This is a genomic window from Intestinimonas massiliensis (ex Afouda et al. 2020) (genome assembly GCF_001244995.1).
GTDB lineage: Bacteria > Bacillota > Clostridia > Oscillospirales > Oscillospiraceae > Intestinimonas > Intestinimonas massiliensis.
The window spans coordinates 292,820-313,440 of sequence record NZ_LN869529.1; the positions used below are offsets into that span (position 1 = coordinate 292,820).

Sequence of the window (20,621 nt, forward strand, 5' to 3'; positions counted from 1 at the left end):
CCCCGCCGCTTTGTTTTACATAAAACAATGGAAATATCATGCGGCTTGTGTTAATATAATATTCGTATCTTTCTGCGTATAGGAGGGCTTTTCTTGACCTATCTCTTTTCCGTCCTGATGGGGGTGCTGCAGGGGGTCGCCGAGTTCCTACCCATCTCCAGTTCCGGACATCTGGCCCTGTTCCAGCACTTTTTCGGCGTGGAGAACTACGAGGAGACCCAGATGTTTTTCACGGTGCTGCTCCATCTCGGCACGCTGATCTCCGTGTGCGTCTATTACTGGCGGGATGTCATCGACATGATCCGGGAGTTCTTCCTGGGCATCCGGGACCTGACCGTCCGGCGGGGCGGGGGCGCTCCGCCGCCCCCCACCCGGCGGCTGGTAATGATGATTATCGTGGCCACGCTGCCGCTGTTCGCCATCCTGCCGGTGAAGGGCCTGGTGGAGGACGCCATGAGCAACGTGACTTTTGTCTCCGTCGCCCTGCTGGCCACCGGCTTCATCCTCTTTTTCTCCGACCGGATGGCCAGGGGCCGCAAAAACGCCCGGAACGCCACCGTGGCGGACGCCCTGCTGGTGGGCTGCGCCCAGGCGGTGGGCACGCTGCCGGGCATCTCCCGGTCGGGCATCACCATCTCCGCCGGACTGCTCCGGGGCTTTGACCGCACCTTTGCCGTGCGCTTCTCCTTCCTCATGTCCCTGCCCGCCGTGCTGGGAGCCAACATCCTCAGCCTGAAGGACGCCCTGGAGGCGGGGGTCGACCTGGAGATGCTGCCCATCTACCTGGTGGGCATGGTGGTCTCCGGCGTGGTGGGCTATTTTGCCATCCGGCTGGTGAACTTGCTGGCCGACAAGGGCAAGTTCGGCAATTTCGCCTACTATTGCTGGGTGGTGGGCCTGGGCTCCCTCATCGCCAGCTTCGTGGTGAAGTAAGACTCCTGAAAGGATGGACCTACATGGCATCGACACAAAAGAAATCCACCGGAGGAAAGCGGACGGCCCCGTCCTCCTCCGGTAAGCGGGCCGGCGCTTCCGCATCCCGGAGCGGCGGGAGCCGGAAGGCCGCCCCGGCGCCCAAGCCCATCCGGCGGGAGGTGGGGGCGGGGGTGTGCATCCTTCTGGCCTTCCTCACTGCCCTGGGCTGCTTCCATGTGGACGCCTGGCTGATCGACCTATTCTGCAACCTGCTGCGGGGCCTGCTGGGCTACGGCTTTTGGGCCGTGCCCGTCATGCTGGCGGTCGCCGGAGGCATCCTGGCCTTCCACCGGGGCCGCCCGGTCCGGCTGCGGGTGTGGTGCGCCCTGCTGACCCCGGTGCTCTTCGGCTGCCTGCTCCACCTGTTCCTGGCCTCCGGCGAAGCCCTCGTCTGGGGCTGGTCCCTGTTCCCGGAGCTGTGGAAGAGCGGCGTGGCCATGACCAGCGGCGGCGCAGTCAGCGGCCTGCTGGCCCAGCTCTGCATCGCGGGCATCAGCAAATACGGGGCCGGCGCGGTTTTCATCGTGGGCACCGCCCTGCTGCTGCTGGCCGCCTTCAACCTGACGGTCGTGGATGTGGTGGACTACATCCGCAGCCGCCCCCACCCGGAATATGAGGAAGAGGAGCTCCCCGAGCCACCGCGCTCCCGCAGGACCCAGCGGCCGGAGCCCACCCCACAGGCCCAGTCCGCAGCCCGGCGGGCCGACATCGATATCCCGGTGGACGACGGGCCCCTGGCCGGGGAGGCCAGACCCCAGCCGGAGGAGGTCCTTACCCCCCGGAAGGAGCGGCTGTTCAACCGCAAGCCCTCGGTGCGCACTCCCGACCAGGTCCTCACTGGGGCGCGGCCCATGGAGGCCCCGCCTTCCGCGCCGGCGGCCCCGGCGGAGCCGGCCGTTTCTCCGGAAGTTCCGGACGCCTCCGCCCCCGTGCCGGCACCCTTTGCCCCGGCCCCCGCGGCCCCGGCGGCCCCGGTTCCCGACCCGACTCCCATGCCGGAGATCCAGCGGGAACCGGCTGTGGAGAAGGTGAAAAAGTCCGACGCCGCCCAGGCTGCCGCCGAGGTGGCTCAGGAGGTGGAGAAGAAGCTGGAGGAGGGTCGGGCGGCCTATCAGTACCCGCCGGTCTCCCTGCTGCTGGAGGGGGGCGGCGATGTGGGCGTGGGGGCGGCCAAGGAGCTGCAGGCCAACCAGGCCCGCCTGGCCGACACCATCCAGTCCTTCGGCGTGGAGGCCCGCATGGTCAACGTGGTGCGGGGCCCCTCGGTGACCCGGTACGAAATGGAGTTGGAGCAGGGGGTCAAGCTCAACAAGATCACCAATCTGGCCGACGACATTGCCCTGGCCCTGGGGGCCACCGGCGTGCGCATCGCCCCTATCCCCGATAAAATTTCCACCGTGGGCATCGAGGTGCCCAACAAGCTGGTGAGTCCCGTCCACATCCACGAGGTCATCGACTCCAAGGAGTTCCGGGACCACCCCTCCAAGGTGGCCTTCGCCGTGGGCAAGGACATCGGCGGCAACTGCATCGTGGGCAACATCGCCAAGCTGCCCCACCTGCTCATCGCCGGCACCACCGGCTCCGGCAAGTCGGTGTGCACCAACTCCCTCATCATCTCCCTGCTCTACAAGGCCACCCCCGAGGAGGTCCGCCTCATCATGGTGGACCCCAAGATGGTGGAACTGGGCATCTACAACGGCATCCCCCACCTGCTCATCCCCGTGGTCACCGACCCCAAGAAGGCCGCCGGGGCTCTCCAATGGGCGGTGACCGAGATGATGAAGCGCTACCGGGCCTTTTCCGAGGTGGGGGTCCGGGACTTGGCTTCTTACAACGCCCACGCCGCCCGGACCGAGGGGATGGACAAGATGCCCCAGGTGGTGGTGGTGATCGACGAGCTGGCCGACCTGATGCTGGTGGCCGCCAAGGAAGTGGAGGAGTCCATCTGCCGGGTGGCCCAGATGGGCCGCGCCGCCGGGATGCACCTCATCATCGCCACCCAGCGGCCCTCCGCCGACGTGATCACCGGCCTGATGAAGGCCAACATCCCCAGCCGCATCGCCTTTGCCGTGGCCTCCTCGCTGGAGTCCCGCATCATTCTGGACACCACCGGTGCGGAGAAGCTGGTGGGCAAGGGCGACATGCTCTACTTCCCCCTGGGCTCCGGCAAGCCGCAGCGGGTCCAGGGCTGCCTCATCTCGGACGAGGAGGTGGCCGCCGTGGTGGAGTTTATCAAGAAGCAGTCCACCGCCGAGTACGACGAGGAGGTGCTCCACGAGATCGAGCAGCACGCCGCCGAGAAGGAGAAGGGCGCCAAGGGCGTGGGCGGCTCCGCCCCCGAAGAGGTGGGGGACGAGTACGACGAGCTGCTCCCCGCTGCCATCGAGGTGGTGGTGGACACCGGCATGGCCTCGGTATCCATGCTCCAGCGGCGGCTGAAGCTGGGCTATTCCCGGGCCGCCCGGCTGGTGGACCAGATGGAGGAGAAGGGCGTGGTGGGCCCCTTCGAGGGCTCCAAGCCCCGGCAGGTCCTCATCACCAAAGAGCAGTGGCAGGAGATGCAGTTCCGCCAGGGCATGGTGGACAAGGCCCCCGACCTGCCGCCCGGGATGCCCCCCCTCTCTGAGCCGGTGCCCGACGAGCTGGAATTTGAGGGGGACGCCATGCCCCAGAGCCGGGAGGCTCCCCCCTTCGACCTGTGAGGAGGGGGAACGACATGGAACCCTATGCGATCCTGCCTGCCACGGAGGAGGAGGTGGAGGCGGTCCACGCCGGACTGCGGGCCTATAACCGGAACTACTGTCCCGATGCAGAGGACCTGTCCCGGGCGGTCCGGGACGAGGCGGGCCGGGTCGTGGCCGGGACAGACTGCTTCCGCATGGGCACCCTGGTGCTGGTGGACGTCCTCTGGGTGGACGAGTCCTGCCGCGGCCAGGGCCTGGGGGCGCGGCTGCTGGCCGCCGCCGAGACCGACGGGCGCCGCCGGGGGGCCAGAAGGGTGGAGCTGAACACCTTCGGCTTTCAGGCCCCCGGCTTCTATGAGAAGCTGGGATACCGGCTCATCGGCAGTGTGGAGCCCTCCGTGGGGGACTACGGACACTATTATTATGCAAAAGAGCTGACATAACGGCACACGTCCCCCGGAGGCAGCGCCTCCGGGGGACATTTGCGGCAGGGGACAAAAAGGAAGAACGAAACCGGGTTCAGGAGTGGCCTTTTGGGGGGGAGGCGTGGCAGCCGCCGCAGCAACTGGAACAGCTTCCGCCGCAGGCGGAACAGCCGCCGCCTCCGGTTTTGTGCCGACGGACCATGTGGCGTACGAGAAGGGTCACGCCGGCCAACAGAAGCAGACCGACGATGATGGTAGCAGGGGTCATGGAAAAAGCTCCTTTCTAGAGGGAAGGCTCAGGCGTGGACGGCGTCCACCGCCCGCAGCCGTTCGCCCTCGCCGCGGTAGCCCTTGCGGAAGAGCAGCCAGAGGTAGACAGCCAGCACGACCAGGGCGGCCGCCGTTCCGGCGCGGAAGCCGCCGCCGGTGAAGGCCAGGCCAAACTGGTACACCATCAGGGCGATGGTATAGGCGAATACGCACTGATAGCCCACGGCGAAGAGCGTCCATTTGGGGTTGTTCATCTCCCGCTTGATGGCGCCGATGGCGGCGAAGCAGGGGGCGCACAGCAGGTTGAAGATCAGGAAGGAATAGGCGGACAGGGTGGTGAAATGGGCGGCGATGGGGGCCAGTCCGGCAAAGTCGCCCTCCTCCACCATGCCGAGGGCGTCGCCCGCTACGCCGTAGAGGGAGCCGAACACACCCACGACCTCTTCCTTGGCCACCAGACCCATGACGGTGGCCACGACGGGCTGCCAGGTCTCAAAGCCCAGGGGCCGGAAGAGGAACAGGACGGCGGAGCCGATGACGGCCAGCAGGGAGTGGTCCATATCCTCCACCAGGCCGAAGGAGCCGTCCACGAAGCCCAGATTGGAGGTGACCCAGATGAAGATGGAGGCCAGAACGATGACGGTGCCGGCACGTTTGAGAAAGGACCAGCCCCGCTCCCAGGTGCCGCGCAGGATGTTGACGGCCTTGGGGGCGTGATAGGGGGGCAGCTCCATGACGAAGGGGGCGGGGTCGCCGGCAAACGGCTTGGTTTTCTTCAGGATGATGCCGGAGAGAACAATGGCGGCCACCCCGATGAAGTAGGCGGAGGGGGCCACCCAGGAGGCCCCGCCGAAGATGGCGCCCGCGATCAGGCCCACGATGGGCATCTTGGCGCCGCAGGGGATAAAGGTGGTGGTCATGATGGTCATCTTACGGTCGCGGTCCTGCTCAATGGTACGGGAGGCCATGATGCCGGGCACGCCGCAGCCGGAGCCGATGAGCATGGGGATGAAGGATTTACCGGATAGGCCGAAGCGGCGGAAGATGCGGTCCATGATGAAGGCAACGCGGGCCATATAGCCGCAGTCCTCCAGGATGCACAGCATAAGGAAGAGCACCAGCATCTGCGGCACAAAGCCCAGCACGGAGCCCACGCCGCCCACGATGCCGTCCACAATCAGGCTGATGAGCCAGTCGGCGGTGCCGATGCCGGCCAAGAAGCCGCCCAGGGGGGCTTGAATCCACTCGGCCACGAAGGTGTCGTTGGTCCAGTTGGTGAGGATGTCGCCTACGGTGCTGATGGAGATGTAATAGACCACGTACATCACTACAGCGAAGATGGGCAGGGCCAGCCAGCGGTTGGTGACGATGCGGTCGATCTGGTCCGAGAGGGACAGGCCGGAGCGGCCCTTTCTGACGCAGCGGGCCACCAGCTTGGAGATGTATTCGTAGCGCTCGTTGGTGATGATGGACTCCCTATCGTCGTCCATGGCGGTCTCACAGATCTTGACGACGGCGGCCACCTGATCCGCGGTCTCGGCGTTCAGGGGCAGGGAGGCGAGCACCTTCTCATCCTGCTCGAAGAGCTTGACTGCGTACCAGCGGACGCTTTCCGCAGGCACCAGGCCGGAAATGTGGCCCTCGATCTCACCCAGCGCATCCTCCACCGCCGGGGCGAAGGTGTGCTTGGGGGTGAAAGGCCCGCCGGCGGTGGCCACCTGAGCGGCCTTCTCGGCCGCGGCGATGCAGCCCTCTCCCTTGATGGCGGAGGTCTCTACCACCGGACAGCCCAGAGCGGCGGACAGCTTGGCCCCGTCAATTTGGTCTCCGTTTTTCCGCACCACGTCCATCATGTTTAGGGCAATGACCACGGGGATACCCAGCTCCAGAAGCTGGGTGGTGAGGTACAGGTTGCGCTCGATGTTGGAGGCGTCCACCAGGTTCAGGATGACGTCGGGCTTCTCCTGGATGAGGTAATTCCGGGCCACCACCTCCTCCAGGGTGTAGGGGGACAGGGAGTAAATGCCGGGCAGGTCCATAATGGACACGTCCTTGCGGCCCTTCAGCCTGCCCTCTTTCTTCTCCACCGTCACGCCCGGCCAGTTGCCCACGAATTGGTTGGCGCCGGTTAGGGCGTTGAACATGGTGGTTTTGCCGCAGTTGGGATTGCCCGCCAGGGCAATGGTAATCGACATGTTCGAATTCCTCCTCCTTAGTTAGTTTTGGCTAACCGAATCTGAAATACATGGGGCGGTTTCGGACCGCCCCGTTACTCCACCTGGATGCTCTCGGCGTCTCCTTTTCGGATGGACAGCTCGTAGCCGCGGACGGTGACCTCCACCGGGTCGCCCAGGGGGGCTACTTTGCGGACATACACCGACGTGCCCTTGGTGATGCCCATGTCCATGATGCGCCGCCGGAGGGCACCCTCGCCGCCCAGTCGGACCACCTTGACGGTCTGACCGGGCTTTACGCTTTTTAAGGTCTGCATTTCCAATCCTCCTGTACTCACACAAAAATACGGTTGGCCATACTTTTGCTCAGGGCCACCCGGGTGTTCTTCACGTTGACGATCAGGTTGCCGCCCAGTTCAGAGATCACGGTTACCGACCCGCCCTCCACAAAGCCCAGACTGGCCAGAAATCGCCGGGTCTCGTCCCTCCCGCTGATTTTCCGGACGGTGGTTTCGGCGCCCGGTACCGCCATAGACAACGGCATGATACAGATCACCTCCTGAATTTAGTCAAGCCTAACTCTCGGGGAAAGGCGTGGAGGTTAGAAAACGCTAACCTCCGGGAACGTGGATAGTTTACCATCGCTAACCACAGATGTCAATCCCTATTTTGGAAAATTGTTTGGAAGCGGCGGATGGTTGACAGAGGAGGGCATATATGATAAGGTAAAAGCGGTTAGCTATATCTAACTTTTGAAAGGAGTGAAGTTTATGACGCAATCGCTGCTCTGGGCGGCCGGGGGCACGGGGTTTACCTTCCTGATGACCTCTCTGGGTGCCGCAGTGGTGTTCTTTTTTCGCAGGCAGGTGACGGCCTCGGCCCAACGGATCTTTCTGGGATTCGCCGCCGGGGTGATGATCGCCGCATCGGTCTGGTCTCTGCTTATCCCCGCCATTGAGGAGGCCGAGGGGGCCGGGCAGGTGGGGTGGGTCCCGGCGGCGGGCGGGTTTGTTTTGGGCGTGGCCTTCCTGATGGCGCTGGACGGCATCCTGCCCCACCTCCACCCCGGCGCACGGGAGCCGGAGGGAGCCAGGAGCAAGCTGCACCGGACCACCCTGCTCATCTTCGCCGTCACTCTGCACAACATTCCGGAGGGTATGGCGGTGGGCCTGTCCTTTGCCCTGGCGGCCCAGCACAATGACCCGGCCCTCTACGCCGGAGCCATGGCGCTGGCAGTGGGCATGGGCATCCAGAACTTTCCCGAAGGGGCGGCCATCGCGCTACCCCTGCGGCAGGAGGGCGTGGGCCGGACGAGAGCCTTCCTGTGGGGCAGCCTGTCCGGGCTGGTAGAGCCGGTGTTCGGCCTCATCACCGTCCTCCTCGCCGGGAGCATCCAGCCCCTGATGCCCTGGTTGCTCTCCTTTGCGGCGGGGGCCATGCTCTATGTGGTGGTAGAGGAGCTGATTCCCGAGGCCCACCTGGGGGAGCACTCCAACGTGGGCACCCTGGGGGTCATGGGAGGCTTTTTGGTGATGATGATTCTGGACGTGGCCCTGGGATAGATGTCTGCGTGCGCCGTCTGAGCCGGGCGGCGCGCTTGCATCTTGACGCCTTGGGCGGTATGATAAGGACAAGAAAACGGCGGGAGGGACGCGCCATGCTCATTGCGGATCTGCATATCCACTCCAAGTATTCCCGGGCCACCAGCAAGGACTGCGGGCCGGAGGCCCTGGACCTGTGGGCCCGGAAGAAGGGCATTGGTCTGGTGGGTACCGGGGACTTTACCCACCCGGCCTGGCGGGCCGAGCTGCGGGAAAAGCTGCTCCCCGCCGGAGGGGGACTCTATACGCTGAAGGACGGGGGGACGGGCGGTCCGCCGGGGGCGGAGCCGCCCCGGTTCGTGGTCACCGGAGAGATCAGCACCATTTACAAAAAAGACGGCAGGACCCGCAAGGTCCACAGCCTGATTCTGCTGCCCTCCCTGGAGGCCGCCGAGGACCTGTCCCACCGGCTGGAGGCCATCGGCAATCTCCACTCCGACGGGCGGCCCATCCTGGGGCTGGACTGCCGGGATCTGCTGGAGATCACGCTGGAGTCCTGCCCCCAGGCGGTGTTCGTCCCCGCCCACATCTGGACGCCCCATTTTTCGGTGTTCGGAGCTTTTTCCGGATTCAGCACGCTGGAGGAGTGCTTCGGGGACCTGACGGGCCACATCCGCGCGCTGGAGACAGGCCTGTCCTCTGACCCGCCCATGAACGGGCGGCTGTCGGCTCTGGACGGCTATCGGCTCATCTCCAACTCCGACGCCCACTCCCCGTCCAAGCTGGGCCGGGAGGCCAATCTGCTGGACATCGAGCCCTCCTATTCCGCCCTGGCGGCGGCCATCCAGGAGGGGAAGGGGCTGGTCGGGACCCTGGAATTTTTTCCGGAGGAGGGAAAGTACCACTTTGACGGCCATCGGAACTGCCAGCAGTGCCTGAGCCCGGCGGAAACGGCGGCGGCGGGGGGCCGGTGCCCCGTCTGCGGCAGAAAGCTGACCATCGGGGTGCTCCACCGGGTGGAAGAGCTGGCCGACCGACCGGAGGGCGTTGTGAGGCCGGACGCACCATACTTTGAAAGCCTGGTCCCCCTGCCCGAGGTCATTGCCGCCTCGGAGGGGTGCTCCGCCGCCTCCAAAAGGGTGGAGGCCAAGTATGAACGCCTGCTCCATGCGCTGGGGCCGGAGTTTTACATTTTGCGCCAGGCCCCTCTGGAGGACGTCGGCCGGACGGCGGGCCCCTGCGTGATGGAGGGCATTCGCCGCCTGCGGCAAGGGCGGGTGGAGCGGACCCCTGGCTACGACGGGACCTATGGCAAGATTCAGCTTCTGGACCCGGCGGAGCGGGAGGCCCTGAACGGACAGGTGAGCCTGTTTGGGGTGTCCCCGGCGGCGAAACGGCGGGGACTGGTGGCCGCCCCAAGCGCCGCCGCCGCGGAGAAACGCCCGGCGGCCGAGGAACCGGAAGGGGAGGCCGGTCCCCTGGCGGGGCTCAACGCCGAACAGCGCGCCGCCGTTCTGGACGAGAGCCGGGCCGTGGCGGTGGTGGCCGGGCCCGGCACCGGAAAGACCAAGACGCTGGTGTCCCGCATCGCCTGGATGATCGGGCAGCGGGGCATCCGGCCTGCCGAGATCACCGCCGTCACCTTTACCAATCAGGCGGCGGGAGAGATGCGGGCCCGGCTGGAGCAGGAGCTGGGGAAGAGAGCCGTCCGGGGCCTCACCGTGGGCACCTTCCACGCCATTGCGCTGGATCTGCTGAGGCAGAGGCGAGAGCCGGTCCGACTGCTGGCCGAGCAGGACGCTCTGGCCGAGGCAGCGGGAGTACTGGAGGCCTTGGGGCACAAGGGCTCGCCGCGGAAGCTGCTCCAGGAGGTCTCCCGTCGGAAAACCGGCCTGAAGCTGGAAGGCGGCGGGGACGAGGCGGCCTGCACCGCCTATGCCGCCCGGCTGAAGGAGCTGGGTGCGTTGGATTTTGACGACCTGCTCCTGGCTGCCCTGGCGGCGGCGGAGGAGGGCGCGCCGGACCGGCGTTTCCGCCACCTGCTGGTGGACGAGTTCCAGGACATCGACGGTCTGCAGCTCCGGCTGGTGGGGGCCTGGAACCGGGAGGGGGAGAGCCTCTTCGTCATCGGGGACCCGGATCAGTCCATCTACGGCTTTCGGGGCTCCGCCGCCAACTGCTTTGCCGCCCTGGCGGCGGAGTATCCCGGCCTGAGTACCGTCCGGCTGGTGCAGAATTACCGCTCCACCCCGGAGATCCTGGGCTGCGCCCTGCCGGTCATCGGCAAAAATCCCGGGCCCACCCGTAGGCTGGAGCCCAACCGGGCCCAGGGCGCCCGGCCTCTGCTGGTCACCGCCGACAGCGAGTGGAGCGAGGGTGCATTCATCGCCAAGGAGATCGGGCGTATGGTGGGGGGCGTGGACATGGTGGAGTCCGACCGCTGCGCGCCCCGGAGCGACCGGGACAAGCCCTGGAGCTTCGGCGATATGGCGGTGCTCTACCGAACCCACCGGCAGGCTGAGCTGGTGGAACAGTGCCTGGCCCGGGAGGGCATCCCCTGCGTGGTCGCCGGCCGGGAGGATTTTTTGAGCCATCCCCGGGTGCGGGCGGCGCTGGACTTCTTCCGGCGGCTGATGGACGGCGGGGTCCGGGAGGGGGAGGAGGCCTGGGCAGCCCACTTTTTGCCCGGACTGGGGACCGAGAAGCCCCGACGGCTGCTGGAGGACTGGGCGGAGCGGTCGGGCTGCCGGGAGGAAGGCGCGGTGGAGAAGCTGCTCCACACCGCGGTATTCCACGCCACCATGGCCGAGCTACTCAATACCCTGACATTGGGCGAGGAGGGAGACGTGCGCCGCAGCGGCCGGCGCCGCTACGAGACCGGGGCGGTTACCCTGATGACCCTCCACGGTGCCAAGGGGCTGGAGTTCCCGGTGGTCTTTCTCTGCGGCATCCGTGAGGGGGTCCTCCCACTGGAGAGCAAAGGGCGGCCAAGCGATCCGGAGGAGGAGCGGCGGCTGTTTTACGTGGGCATGACCCGGGCCAGGGACGAGCTGATCCTGCTCACCGGCCGGGAACCCTCCCCCTTTCTGGCGGACATCCCGGCGGGCCGGGTCCGGAGGCTGGCCGCCAATGGCCGGCACAGGCCGGAGAACAGGCAGCTCAGCCTGTTCGACCTGCGGTAGGATTTTTTACACAAGCCGCGTTGTATCCGGCGGCGTCCCGTGCTATAATCAAACCATAAATTGGAACTCAAAGGGGAGGTCACGGTATGAAAAAAACGGAGGCGTACAGCCCGTCCGACTTGCGCTATCTCCAGCTCCTGGCCCGCCAATATCCCACCGTGCAGGCGGCCAGCACCGAGATCATCAATTTGCAGGCCATTATGAATCTGCCCAAGGGGACCGAGCACTTCATCTCCGACATCCACGGGGAGTACGAAGCCTTCCTCCACATCCTAAACTCCGCCTCCGGCGTGGTGCGGGAGAAGATCGACGAACTGTTTGAGTCCACCGTTTCCCGGGCGGACCGGGACCAGCTTGCCACCCTCATCTACTATCCGGCGGAGAAGCTGGAAGAGCTGCGGGACGAGATCGACGACATGAGCGAATGGTACCGCATCACCCTCCACCGGCTCATCGAGGTGTGCCGCCTGGCCACCTCCAAGTACACCCGTTCCAAGGTCCGCAAGGCCCTGCCGCCGGAATACGCCTACATCATTGACGAGCTGCTCAACACCAACTACGAGGTTCACGATAAAAAGGACTACTACGAGAACATCATCAACACCATCATCGACATCGACCGGGCCGAGGACTTCATCGAGGCGGTGTGCGGGGTCATCAAGCGCATGGTGGTGGACCAGCTCCACGTGGTGGGGGACCTGTTCGACCGGGGGCCCCGGGCGGACATCATTCTGGACGCCCTGATGGAGCACCCCAATGTGGACATCCAGTGGGGCAACCACGATGTGCTGTGGATGGGGGCCGCCACCGGCAGCCGCACGGCGGTGGCCACCGTGCTGGCCAACTCCATCCATTACAACAACCTGGAGGTCATCGAGACGGGCTACGGCATCTCCCTGCGGCCCCTGGCCCTCTTCGCCAACGAGGTGTATAAGGACTGCGACTGCTCCTGCTTCCAGGCCAAGTTTGCCGGGGACGACGCCGAGCACTACACCGAGAAGGACAAGGCCCTGGCCGCCCGGATGCACAAGGCCGTCACCGTCATCCTCTTCAAGCTGGAGGGGCAGAAGATCCTGCGCAACCCCGGCTTCGGCATGGAGGACCGGCTGCTGCTGGACAAGATCGACTACGACAGCCAGACCATCGCCATCGGCGGCCACACCTACGCGCTGGCGGATACCGATTTCCCCACGGTGGACCGGGAGCACCCCTATGAGCTGTCCGGGGAGGAGTCAGAGCTCATCGCTCAGCTCACCGCCTCCTTCCAGCGCAGCGAGAAGCTCCAGCGCCATGTCCGGTTCCTGTACTCCAAGGGCGGGCTGTATAAGGTGTGCAACGGCAACCTGCTGCTCCACGGCTGCGTCCCCCTCACCGCCGACGGCAAGCTCCAGACCTTCTCCATCGGCTGCAGGGACTTGGGGGGCAGGGCCTTTCTGGACCACGCCGAGCGGGTGGCCCGTCAGGGCTACTATGCCAAACCGGGCTCGCCCGAGCGCATTCTGGGCCAGGATTTCCTGTGGTTCCTTTGGGCCGGGCGCAACGCGCCCACCTTCGGGCGGGACCGGATGACCACCTTTGAACGGCGGCTCATCAAGGACGAGTCGGCCTGGACCGAGCCCAAAAACGCCTACTATACCTACTACAACGACCCGGAGGTCTGCGACCGGCTGCTGCGGGAGTTCGGCCTGCAAGGGCCCCACTGCCACATCATCAACGGCCACATCCCAGTAAAGTCCAAAAAGGGGGAGAGCCCCATCAAGGGGGGCGGCAAGCTCATCGTCATTGACGGCGGCTTCTGCCGGGCCTACCAGCCCACCACCGGCATCGCCGGGTACACGCTGATCTATAACTCCAACTGCATCCGCATCGTCTCGCACCAGCCCTTCGCCGGCCGGCGGAACGCCATCCGGGAGAATGTGGATATCGCCTCCTCCTCCGAGGTTTTTGAGCGGATGGAGAAGCGCATCAAGATCGCCGAGACCGACGTGGGCGCCCAGCTCCAGAAGCAGGTGGACGACCTGAAGGCCCTGCTGCGGGCCTACAGGATGGGCGCGGTCACCGAGGACCACAAGAGCTGACGCGGAAAATGAAAAACCGCCCGGAACGGCTTGCCGTTCCGGGCGGGCTTTTTGCCTCTTACAGCGCGAAGGTGAACAGGGGGATATCCCTGGCGTCGCCGGGATAGGCGGTGTAGGTGGCGGCCATCAGGTCCATGGTGGCGTCGTATACGTCGGTACACCATACCGACATGCTGTCGGCGCCGTCCAGAAAGCGGGAAGCCGACTGGAGGAAGTCGTATTGGGGCAGGTTGATAAAGACCTTCAGGAACCTGGGCTCCAGGCCGGGCTGAATGCGCAGATAGTCAAAGACAAAGTGGGAACGCAGGTAGTCCAGGGTGGGGGTGATGTCGTCAATGAGGGAGCAGGGGATGTAGGTGTAATCCAGCGACTCGTTGCGCTCGCCGTCCTTGTTGGCCAGGATGATCTCGTAAAAGGGGGTGCCCTCCTCCACCTTGGCCCGCTCGGCCAGCTCGGGATAGGCCCCCATCACCCGAAACTGGAGGAGCTGATGGTGACGGCTGCCGGTGACATCCAGCTTGACCGCGGAGGCGAAGGCCTTGGCGCTGGTGGATAGATGGGGGTGGGCGCACACGAAGGTGCCCCGGCCCCGGACCCGCTCCAGCAGGCCCATGAGGGCCATCTCCTTGATGGCCTTGTTGGCGGTGATGCGGGAGACGGAGAATTGCTCGGCCAGCTCCGTCTCCGAGGGAATCTTGCCGCCCACCGGGTATTCTCCGCTGCGGATCTTTTCCGAGACATAATGCTGGATTTTCATATAACCGGGGGTGGCGTTCTCCTGGCTGTGCATACCAATGATCTCCCTTTGGGTTCTGTCTCCGATGTGGAGGCAAAAATGGTAGGACCATTCTCTCACAAATATTATATGGCTTCCACGGAATTTGTCAACACAGGCGGCGCCAATTTGTATATATTTTTGCAGATATGTATAGAGTTTATAGGGCTAAGGAGAGAAAGTGGAGGGAAAGGTTTCCTTTCAGGTGGCTTCGTGTTACAATACATAGCAACGATTTGACCGGAGAAGGGAGGACGAGCATGGACAGACGGCAGATCGCGGCACGGGCGCTCCAGTTCCCGCTGACCATCCTGTGGCTGGAAGGCGTGATCCGGCTGACTTGTGTGGGCGCTCTGGCCGGGCGCGGGTTGGCCTACACCCTCCTGTTCGGCCTGTCCGGCGGGCTGGCCTGCGGGGTTTTGGCCTGCCTGTGGGGTCCCAGGGGCAACCGGCGGGCTGCCTTTTTCCTCACCGGGCTGCTGACGGTGTGGTATATGGCCCAGGCTGCCTACTTCCGGGTGTTCAAGACCTTTTTGACGCTGGATACCGTCACCCTGGCGCGAAGCGCCATGACCGACTACTGGCCGGTGGCCCTCTCGGGCATTCTGGGGGCGCTGCCCATCCTGGCCCTGCTGGCCGTGCCGCTGCTGCTGCTGTGCCTATGGGAGCGGCGGGGCCGCCGGAAGGGGCGCAGGGAGCGGTCCACCCGCCCGTCCTGTTTTGCTCATACCCCCCGGGCCCTGGCGGCCTGCCTGCTGGTGGGGGCAGCGGTAGTCCAACTCACCGCCGTACTGGCCGTGGCGGCTGACGACCGGGGTATCCAGTCCCCCAGCGAGCTCTACCGGGGGCCGGTGGAGCCCGAGCTCTCGGTGTCGCACTTCGGCGTGCTGACCACCCTGCGCCTGGACGCCCAGCAGCTCCTGGCGGGGGAGCTGCCGGAGCTGGAGCTTGAACCTCCGGTGGGGCGGCCCGCCGCGCCGATGCCCGTCCGCCCGGAGCTGCTGGCCTGGCCGGAGCCCCCGTCGGAGTCCCGGAAGTCCGCCTATGCGCCCAATGTGCTGGACATCGACTTTGCCGGGCTGCTGGCGGAGGAGACCGACCCCGCGGTGGCGGAGCTGCACCAGTATTTCAGCCAGCGGCCCCCCACTTTGAAAAATGAGTATACCGGCCGGTTTGCGGGGAAAAACCTGCTGTTCATCACCGCCGAGGGCTTTTGGAAATATGCGGTGAACGAGACCTATACCCCCACGCTTTGGAAGCTGGCCCACGAGGGCTTTGTCTTTGAAAATTTCTACACTCCCCTGTGGTGGAAGTCCACCACCGACGGAGAGTATACGGTGTGCACCTCGCTGATCCCCACCAGCGCCCGGCGGTCCTTCAAGGCCTCGGCCGGGAACGACATGCCCTTCTGCATGGGCTGGATGCTGCGGGACCAGGGCTATCCTACCGCCGCCTACCACGACCATACCTGGACCTATTACGATCGGAATCTCTCCCACCCCAACATGGGCTACGATTTTTACGCCCTGGGCCACGGGCTGGAGGTGACGGAGAGCTGGCCGGAGTCCGACCTGGAGATGATGCAGCGTACCATCCCCAAGGCCCTGGCGGGGGAGAAGCCGTTCCATAACTACTACATGACGGTCAGCGGCCACATGAACTACAACTTCACCGGCAACGCCATGTCCATCAAGCATCAGGCCGAGGTGGCGGAACTGGACATGAGTGAGGAGGCCGCCGCCTACCTCGCCTGCAACATGGAACTGGACCAGGCCCTGGCCTATACGCTGGAGGAGCTGAAAAAGGCGGGGGAGCTGGAGAACACAGTGATCTGCCTGTCCGGCGACCATTACCCCTACGGCATGGACCCGGCCACCTGGGACGAGTTCTATGGCGGGCATATGGACACCGATTTTGAGGTCTATCACAGTACGCTGATCCTCTGGTCGGGCGATATGACCGAGCCCGTGGTGATCGAAAAGCCCTGCGAGAGCCTGGACATTCTGCCCACCCTGCTCAACCTGTTCGGGCTGGAGTACGACTCCCGGCTGCTGGCGGGGCGGGACATCCTGGCCGACGAGCCGGGCCTGGTGATCTTCTCCAACAGGAGCTTTCTCACCGACCTGGGGCGGTACAACGCCCGCACTGATACCTTTGCGCCCAGCGAGGGGGCGGCGGTGCCGGATGGATACGCCGTGGAGGTCTATCAGCAGGTAAGGGACCTGTTTGCCTACTCGGTGGCCGTTTTGGACGAGGACTATTACAGCCGGCTGGACCTGTATCCCGGGTGGGCGCGGGTCAGCCGGAGCGATATGGGAGGAATGTAAGAATGCAGACGTTGGACCGACTGATGACCTATCTGGAACACAGCCCCAGTCCCTTCCACGCGGCGGCCAGCGCCGCCGCGCTGCTGGAGGAGGGCGGATTTGTCCGGCTGGAGGAGGGGGATGCCTGGGCCCTGAAGCCCGGGGGACAGTATTATGTTACCCGCAACCAGTTCAGCCTCATCGCCTTCCGGCTGCCCGGCGGCCCTCTGACCGGCTGGCGCATGACCGCCGCCCACAGCGACTCACCCACCTTCCGGGTAAAGAACGACGGCATGGGCGGGGACAAGCGCTATGCCAGGCTGGAGGTGGAGGGTTACGGCGGCATGAACTGCGCTTCCTGGCTGGACCGGCCTCTGACGGTAGCGGGCCGGGTGGTGGTGCGCACCCCGGAGGGGGTGGAGAGCCGCCTGGTGTATCTGGACCGGGACCTGCTCACCATCCCCAGCCTGGCCATCCATCAGCAGCGGGACGTGAACAAGGGCCATGAGTACAACCTCCAGCGGGACATGCAGCCGCTCTTCGGTCTGAACGGCGCGGGGGAGGACCTGGGGGAACAGCTTGCCCGGGCGGCGGGGGTGGAGTATGGGGACCTGCTCTCCACCGACATTGTGCTGTGTCCCCGGCAGAAGCCGGTGCGGCTGGGGGCGGCGGGGGAGCTTTTCCAGGCCCCCCGCATCGACGACCTGGCCTGCGCTTACGCCACCTTGGAGGGCCTGCTCCGGGCCGGGCCCAACCCGGCGGCGGGGCAGGTCTACTGCCTCTTCGACAACGAGGAGGTGGGCAGCGGCACCCGCCAGGGGGCCATGAGCAGCTTCCTGCCCGACGTGCTCGCCCGGGCGGCTCTGGCTCTGGGCCTGGGGGAGGAGGAGCGGAGGCGGGCCCTGGCCAACAGCCTGCTCCTCAGCGCCGACAACGGCCATGCCGTCCACCCCAATTTTCCGGAGAAGGCCGACCCGGAGAACCGGGTCTACCCCAATGGCGGCGTGGTGGTCAAGCTCAACGCCAGCCAGAAGTACACCACAACCGGCCTCACCGCCGGGCTGTTCCGGGCCGTCTGCCAGCGGGCCGGGGTACCGGTGCAGGTCTTTGCCAACCGGGCCGACGAGCCCGGCGGCTCCACCCTGGGCAACCTGCTCAGTCACGCCGTCAGCATCCCCATGGTAGACATCGGCATGGCACAGCTCGCCATGCACGCCGCCGTGGAGACGGCGGGGAGCCAGGACCCGGAGCACCTCTCCCGGGCCTGTACGGCCTTTTTTGAAGCGAACTTCACCCAGTGCGCCGACGGCCGGTATGTACTTGGCTGAGGGGACGGGGAGATGAGACCGGAGCATTATGAGCGGGCCGCTTTGGCGCAGGGCTTTCTGGCTCGTTTGCCCCAAAACCTGGCACCGGAACAAAGCCAATTGGCGTTGAAGGCCTTGGGATTCAAGCCTTTTCGCTTTGTTCGGTGCGCATTAAAAGAAAGACTGTTGTGTGGCAGAAGTGCGTAAATCCAAATTTGGATTTACGCACTTCTGCCTTTATTCTTATGTCTCGGGAGGTCCTTATCTGGCCACGGAGCCCCTCGGAAAGCTGCCGCTCAAGTTCTCAGCGCCCTGTGTGCTGTCCATGCGAGGGAGCGATCTCTACCACATCGTGGATCAAATCTTTATCGGGCAGAGCGTGGGCTGTCCGGGCAACGCTGATACCAACGCGGAATCCATTTGGCTCGCAGTGGAGCGCCTGTTTTGACGGCCGGAACAGCAAACCCGGCCCGGTCCAGTTCATCGCGGTAGAGGCATCCCCTCCCGCCGGCAGGGCGGGAGGGGATGAAAGACCTTTATTTGCGGAACAGGCCGGTGATGGCATTCCAGAAGTCCCGGAACATGGCGGCGACGCGGCTCCAGAAGGTGCCCTGATCGGCGCTCTGCTGGGAGAGGGTCTGCTGGGATTCCTCCTCGTCCGCCTTGATCTCCTGGGTACGCATGATGTACTGGACGCTCTGGGGATTGCCGTTCTGCGCCGAGGTGAGGGAGCCCGGGCCCGCCCCGGCGTCCATCAGCAGCAGGTTGTTGTCCCCGCCGGTGTGGCTGTCCCACTCGTCGTCGATGAGGCTGGTAATGGTGTCCTTAGCGTTGCGGATGGTGCCGGTCTGCTCCAGTCCGGCGGTGGAGCGCCGCAGGGCGTCGCTGAGCCCGCTGAGGGTCTGGCGGGGACCGTCATCCAGGCTGGGGCCGCTCTGCTTCAGCAGGGCTTCTGCCGAGGAGAGAAAGGCATGGGTGTCCTTCAGGGCCGCCTGGGTGGTGTCGGAGAGGGCCTTGGCGTCGGTCAGGGCCTGCTGGGCCTGGGGCTCGTAGGTGTTCAGGGTGTCGTCCAGCTTCTGGACCAGATCCAGGGCGGTATCGGCGTTTTGGGTCACCCGGCCGGCCAGGTCGCCCAGCTCGTCCAGGTGGTCCAGCAGTCCGGCGGCATCCCCTTCATGGGCCTTCAAATCCTTTAAGAGGTCGGAAGCCAGCTTGGACAGGCGGGTCAGGTCGTCGCTGAGTCCATCCTCGCCCAGAGCGATGGTGAGGCTCTGGAGGTCGTCCACCACGTTGGCGGTGGGCTTGGCCAGGCCGGAGACCAGGGAGTTAACCTCGTCGATCTTGTCGTTGACCCCGGGGATGGCGCTGTTGGCGGTGTCCAGCAGCTTGAGCTGCTCTTCAAAGTCGGCTTCCTGGGACATCTCCAGCAGCTTTACGGCCAGTTGGGCCTCCTCGGCGGTCTTGCCGGGGCCGCCCATCTCCGTGGGGATCATCAAAAACTGCTCAAAGGTGGTGCCCTCCGGCAGCAGACCGGCGGCCAGCATCTGGTCGTAGGTGGCCTTTCCGGCCTGGACCTCCTCCAGCTTTTCCAGGATCTGCTCCGAAGAGGTAAAGCCGCCGATGTGGATGGTATCCACCTCAGAGACCCCCTTGGCGCCCTTCAGAGCGCTCTCCAGCTTGGCCAGGCTGCGCTCCAGGTCCTCCAGGGCGTCGCTCATATCGCTGAAGTCGTTCTCCAGGTTCCCGGCGATCTGGGCGGCCTCCTTGTTGTAGGACTCGATGCTGCCCGCCAGCTCCTTGAGCTTTTTGGTGTCGGACTGGAGGTTTTGGATGGATTTCCGGGCGGCGGAGAGCTCAGGCTTGAGGGCCACGGCGTTCTCCGTCAGGGCGGTGAGGGTGCCGGTGGTGTCGGTCAGGGCCTGAGAGGCGGTGTCCAGGTGGCCGTTCAGGGGGGCCAGGGCCCCGTTCAGGGCGTCCAGGTCGGCCAGAGCGGCGTCGGCGCTGTCGTAGACCTGCCCCTTGCCGCTGGAGATGGTGCCCCGGGCGGCGTTGAGCCGATCCAGGCCGCTGGCGGTGGCGTTGAGGCTGCCGCTCATGCCGTCCAAGGTGTTGAGGATCACGTCCATACTGTCGTTGATGGCGTCGTAGGAGTCCTCCACCTTTTCCTTGGCTTCCCGCAGATCCGCGATCTGGTCGAGCTGCTGGAGGGTGGCGGGGACGGCCAGCAGCACCAGGCCGGAGAAGGAGAAGTCGTCGCTGCCCACCCGGATGGCAAAGTGCTGCTCCTCGCCGGGCATGACCATGAACAGGACGGTGCGCAGGTTGCCCACGAGCTGGACCTCGGCCCCCGGAGCCTCCAGGGAGAGGATGTCGTCGGCGTTGAAGGCGGTGGCGGCGGTGAGGACCAGGTTGTTGCGGCTGTACTCCGAGGCGTTGGGGTTGGGCAGCACGTCCAGGTCGATCTCCACCAGGCCGGTCTTGCCCGCCAGGTCCTCGGCCAGGGCCGGGGCGCCGTTGAGCTTATAGGATACCGAGAAGGTCCAGGGCAGGTCATGGAAGGGCTGCTGGGTCTTGCCCTCGAAGTAGAACCGGGACGGGGCGTCCTCCCCCAGATCGAAGGTGACCGTGCCGTCAGACACGGTGGGGGTGCGGTCGTCGGTGAGGTTGATGATGTCGTCGTAGGTGCCGTAATCAGTAAGGCTGGTGTGGCCGTTGGTCTGGTAGCTCTTGACCACGCTGGCGTCCATCAGGCCGCCGTAGTAGTCCAGGGTGGCGTAATAGGACTCGTCGCAGACGGGCTCCAGCTCTCCCGCGGCCAGGGCGGAGGTGCACAGCGGGGCGGCGGCCAGAACGGCGGCGAGGAGCAGCGCCAAGGGGCGCCGATAAGGGGTTTTCATAGGGAAC

General features: G+C 65.2%; 15 protein-coding genes. 9 read left to right on the plus strand and 6 right to left on the minus strand.

From position 1 onward, the window contains the following. Window positions 1-93 precede the first annotated feature (93 nt). The 3 genes from BN2154_RS05565 to BN2154_RS05575 are packed head-to-tail and all read left to right on the plus strand — an operon-like array spanning window position 94 to window position 4,102. A complete protein-coding gene (locus tag BN2154_RS05565; protein WP_050617885.1) occupies window positions 94-933 on the plus strand; it encodes an undecaprenyl-diphosphate phosphatase in 840 nt (279 codons plus the stop codon). A gap of 23 nt (window positions 934-956) precedes the next feature. Continuing rightward, entirely contained in the window at window positions 957-3,677 is a 2,721-nt protein-coding gene (locus tag BN2154_RS05570) for an FtsK/SpoIIIE family DNA translocase (RefSeq protein WP_050617886.1), read from the plus strand. Window positions 3,678-3,691: 14 nt separating this feature from the next. Beyond that, window positions 3,692-4,102: a GNAT family N-acetyltransferase gene (locus tag BN2154_RS05575; RefSeq protein ID WP_050617887.1), complete on the plus strand. Its 411-nt coding sequence runs from the start codon at window positions 3,692-3,694 to the stop codon at window positions 4,100-4,102. Between the two features lie 76 nt (window positions 4,103-4,178). On the opposite strand, the gene BN2154_RS15155 is transcribed toward BN2154_RS05575, so the two are convergent. The 4 genes from BN2154_RS15155 to BN2154_RS05590 form a co-directional block, all read right to left on the minus strand. Continuing rightward, window positions 4,179-4,352, minus strand: a complete 174-nt coding sequence (locus BN2154_RS15155) for a FeoB-associated Cys-rich membrane protein (RefSeq protein WP_094762377.1) — start codon at window positions 4,350-4,352, stop codon at window positions 4,179-4,181. Between the two features lie 28 nt (window positions 4,353-4,380). Continuing rightward, window positions 4,381-6,549 (minus strand): ferrous iron transport protein B, encoded by a 2,169-nt coding sequence (gene feoB, locus BN2154_RS05580; protein ID WP_050617888.1) that lies wholly within the window; start codon window positions 6,547-6,549, stop codon window positions 4,381-4,383. A gap of 74 nt (window positions 6,550-6,623) precedes the next feature. Beyond that, window positions 6,624-6,845, minus strand: a complete 222-nt coding sequence (locus BN2154_RS05585) for a FeoA family protein (RefSeq protein WP_050617889.1) — start codon at window positions 6,843-6,845, stop codon at window positions 6,624-6,626. 17 nt (window positions 6,846-6,862) lie between these two features. Beyond that, complete coding sequence (locus BN2154_RS05590) at window positions 6,863-7,072, minus strand: FeoA family protein (RefSeq protein ID WP_050617890.1); 210 nt, start codon at window positions 7,070-7,072, stop codon at window positions 6,863-6,865. 226 nt (window positions 7,073-7,298) lie between these two features. Between BN2154_RS05590 and BN2154_RS05595 the strand changes: the two genes are divergently transcribed. From BN2154_RS05595 to BN2154_RS05605, 3 genes are all read left to right on the plus strand, one after another. Next, window positions 7,299-8,090, plus strand: a complete 792-nt coding sequence (locus BN2154_RS05595; RefSeq protein ID WP_050617891.1) for a ZIP family metal transporter — start codon at window positions 7,299-7,301, stop codon at window positions 8,088-8,090. Between the two features lie 95 nt (window positions 8,091-8,185). Beyond that, window positions 8,186-11,251, plus strand: a complete 3,066-nt coding sequence (locus tag BN2154_RS05600) for a UvrD-helicase domain-containing protein (RefSeq protein WP_050617892.1) — start codon at window positions 8,186-8,188, stop codon at window positions 11,249-11,251. A gap of 86 nt (window positions 11,252-11,337) precedes the next feature. Beyond that, window positions 11,338-13,329: a fructose-bisphosphatase class III gene (locus BN2154_RS05605; RefSeq protein WP_050617893.1), complete on the plus strand. Its 1,992-nt coding sequence runs from the start codon at window positions 11,338-11,340 to the stop codon at window positions 13,327-13,329. A 58-nt stretch (window positions 13,330-13,387) separates the two neighbouring features. On the opposite strand, the gene BN2154_RS05610 is transcribed toward BN2154_RS05605, so the two are convergent. Then, entirely contained in the window at window positions 13,388-14,119 is a 732-nt protein-coding gene (locus BN2154_RS05610; protein WP_050617894.1) for a GntR family transcriptional regulator, read from the minus strand. 245 nt (window positions 14,120-14,364) lie between these two features. On the opposite strand from BN2154_RS05610, the gene BN2154_RS05615 reads away from it, so the two are divergent. The 3 genes from BN2154_RS05615 (at window position 14,365) to BN2154_RS16565 (ending at window position 18,165) form a co-directional block, all read left to right on the plus strand. Next, window positions 14,365-16,431 (plus strand): LTA synthase family protein, encoded by a 2,067-nt coding sequence (locus tag BN2154_RS05615; protein ID WP_050617895.1) that lies wholly within the window; start codon window positions 14,365-14,367, stop codon window positions 16,429-16,431. A gap of 2 nt (window positions 16,432-16,433) precedes the next feature. Further along, window positions 16,434-17,738 (plus strand): M18 family aminopeptidase, encoded by a 1,305-nt coding sequence (locus tag BN2154_RS05620; protein ID WP_050617896.1) that lies wholly within the window; start codon window positions 16,434-16,436, stop codon window positions 17,736-17,738. A 304-nt stretch (window positions 17,739-18,042) separates the two neighbouring features. After that, a complete protein-coding gene (locus tag BN2154_RS16565) occupies window positions 18,043-18,165 on the plus strand; it encodes a hypothetical protein (protein ID WP_368013985.1) in 123 nt (40 codons plus the stop codon). Window positions 18,166-18,253: 88 nt separating this feature from the next. Here the strand turns inward: BN2154_RS16565 and BN2154_RS05630 are convergent, their stop codons facing one another. Further along, complete coding sequence (locus BN2154_RS05630; RefSeq protein ID WP_050617898.1) at window positions 18,254-20,614, minus strand: hypothetical protein; 2,361 nt, start codon at window positions 20,612-20,614, stop codon at window positions 18,254-18,256. Between the last annotated feature and the right edge of the window lie 7 nt (window positions 20,615-20,621).

Coding starts and splice junctions, on each gene's coding strand:
- BN2154_RS05605 (WP_050617893.1), top strand. CDS start 11,338: ATGAAAAAAACGGAGGCGTACAGCCCGTCCGACTTGCGCTATCTCCAG.
- BN2154_RS05600 (WP_050617892.1), top strand. CDS start 8,186: ATGCTCATTGCGGATCTGCATATCCACTCCAAGTATTCCCGGGCCACC.
- BN2154_RS15155 (WP_094762377.1), bottom strand. CDS start 4,352: ATGACCCCTGCTACCATCATCGTCGGTCTGCTTCTGTTGGCCGGCGTG.
- BN2154_RS05620 (WP_050617896.1), top strand. CDS start 16,434: ATGCAGACGTTGGACCGACTGATGACCTATCTGGAACACAGCCCCAGT.
- BN2154_RS05585 (WP_050617889.1), bottom strand. CDS start 6,845: ATGCAGACCTTAAAAAGCGTAAAGCCCGGTCAGACCGTCAAGGTGGTC.
- BN2154_RS05630 (WP_050617898.1), bottom strand. CDS start 20,614: ATGAAAACCCCTTATCGGCGCCCCTTGGCGCTGCTCCTCGCCGCCGTT.
- BN2154_RS16565 (WP_368013985.1), top strand. CDS start 18,043: ATGCGAGGGAGCGATCTCTACCACATCGTGGATCAAATCTTTATCGGG.
- BN2154_RS05590 (WP_050617890.1), bottom strand. CDS start 7,072: ATGCCGTTGTCTATGGCGGTACCGGGCGCCGAAACCACCGTCCGGAAA.
- BN2154_RS05610 (WP_050617894.1), bottom strand. CDS start 14,119: ATGCACAGCCAGGAGAACGCCACCCCCGGTTATATGAAAATCCAGCAT.
- BN2154_RS05595 (WP_050617891.1), top strand. CDS start 7,299: ATGACGCAATCGCTGCTCTGGGCGGCCGGGGGCACGGGGTTTACCTTC.
- BN2154_RS05615 (WP_050617895.1), top strand. CDS start 14,365: ATGGACAGACGGCAGATCGCGGCACGGGCGCTCCAGTTCCCGCTGACC.
- feoB (WP_050617888.1), bottom strand. CDS start 6,549: ATGTCGATTACCATTGCCCTGGCGGGCAATCCCAACTGCGGCAAAACC.
- BN2154_RS05570 (WP_050617886.1), top strand. CDS start 957: ATGGCATCGACACAAAAGAAATCCACCGGAGGAAAGCGGACGGCCCCG.
- BN2154_RS05575 (WP_050617887.1), top strand. CDS start 3,692: ATGGAACCCTATGCGATCCTGCCTGCCACGGAGGAGGAGGTGGAGGCG.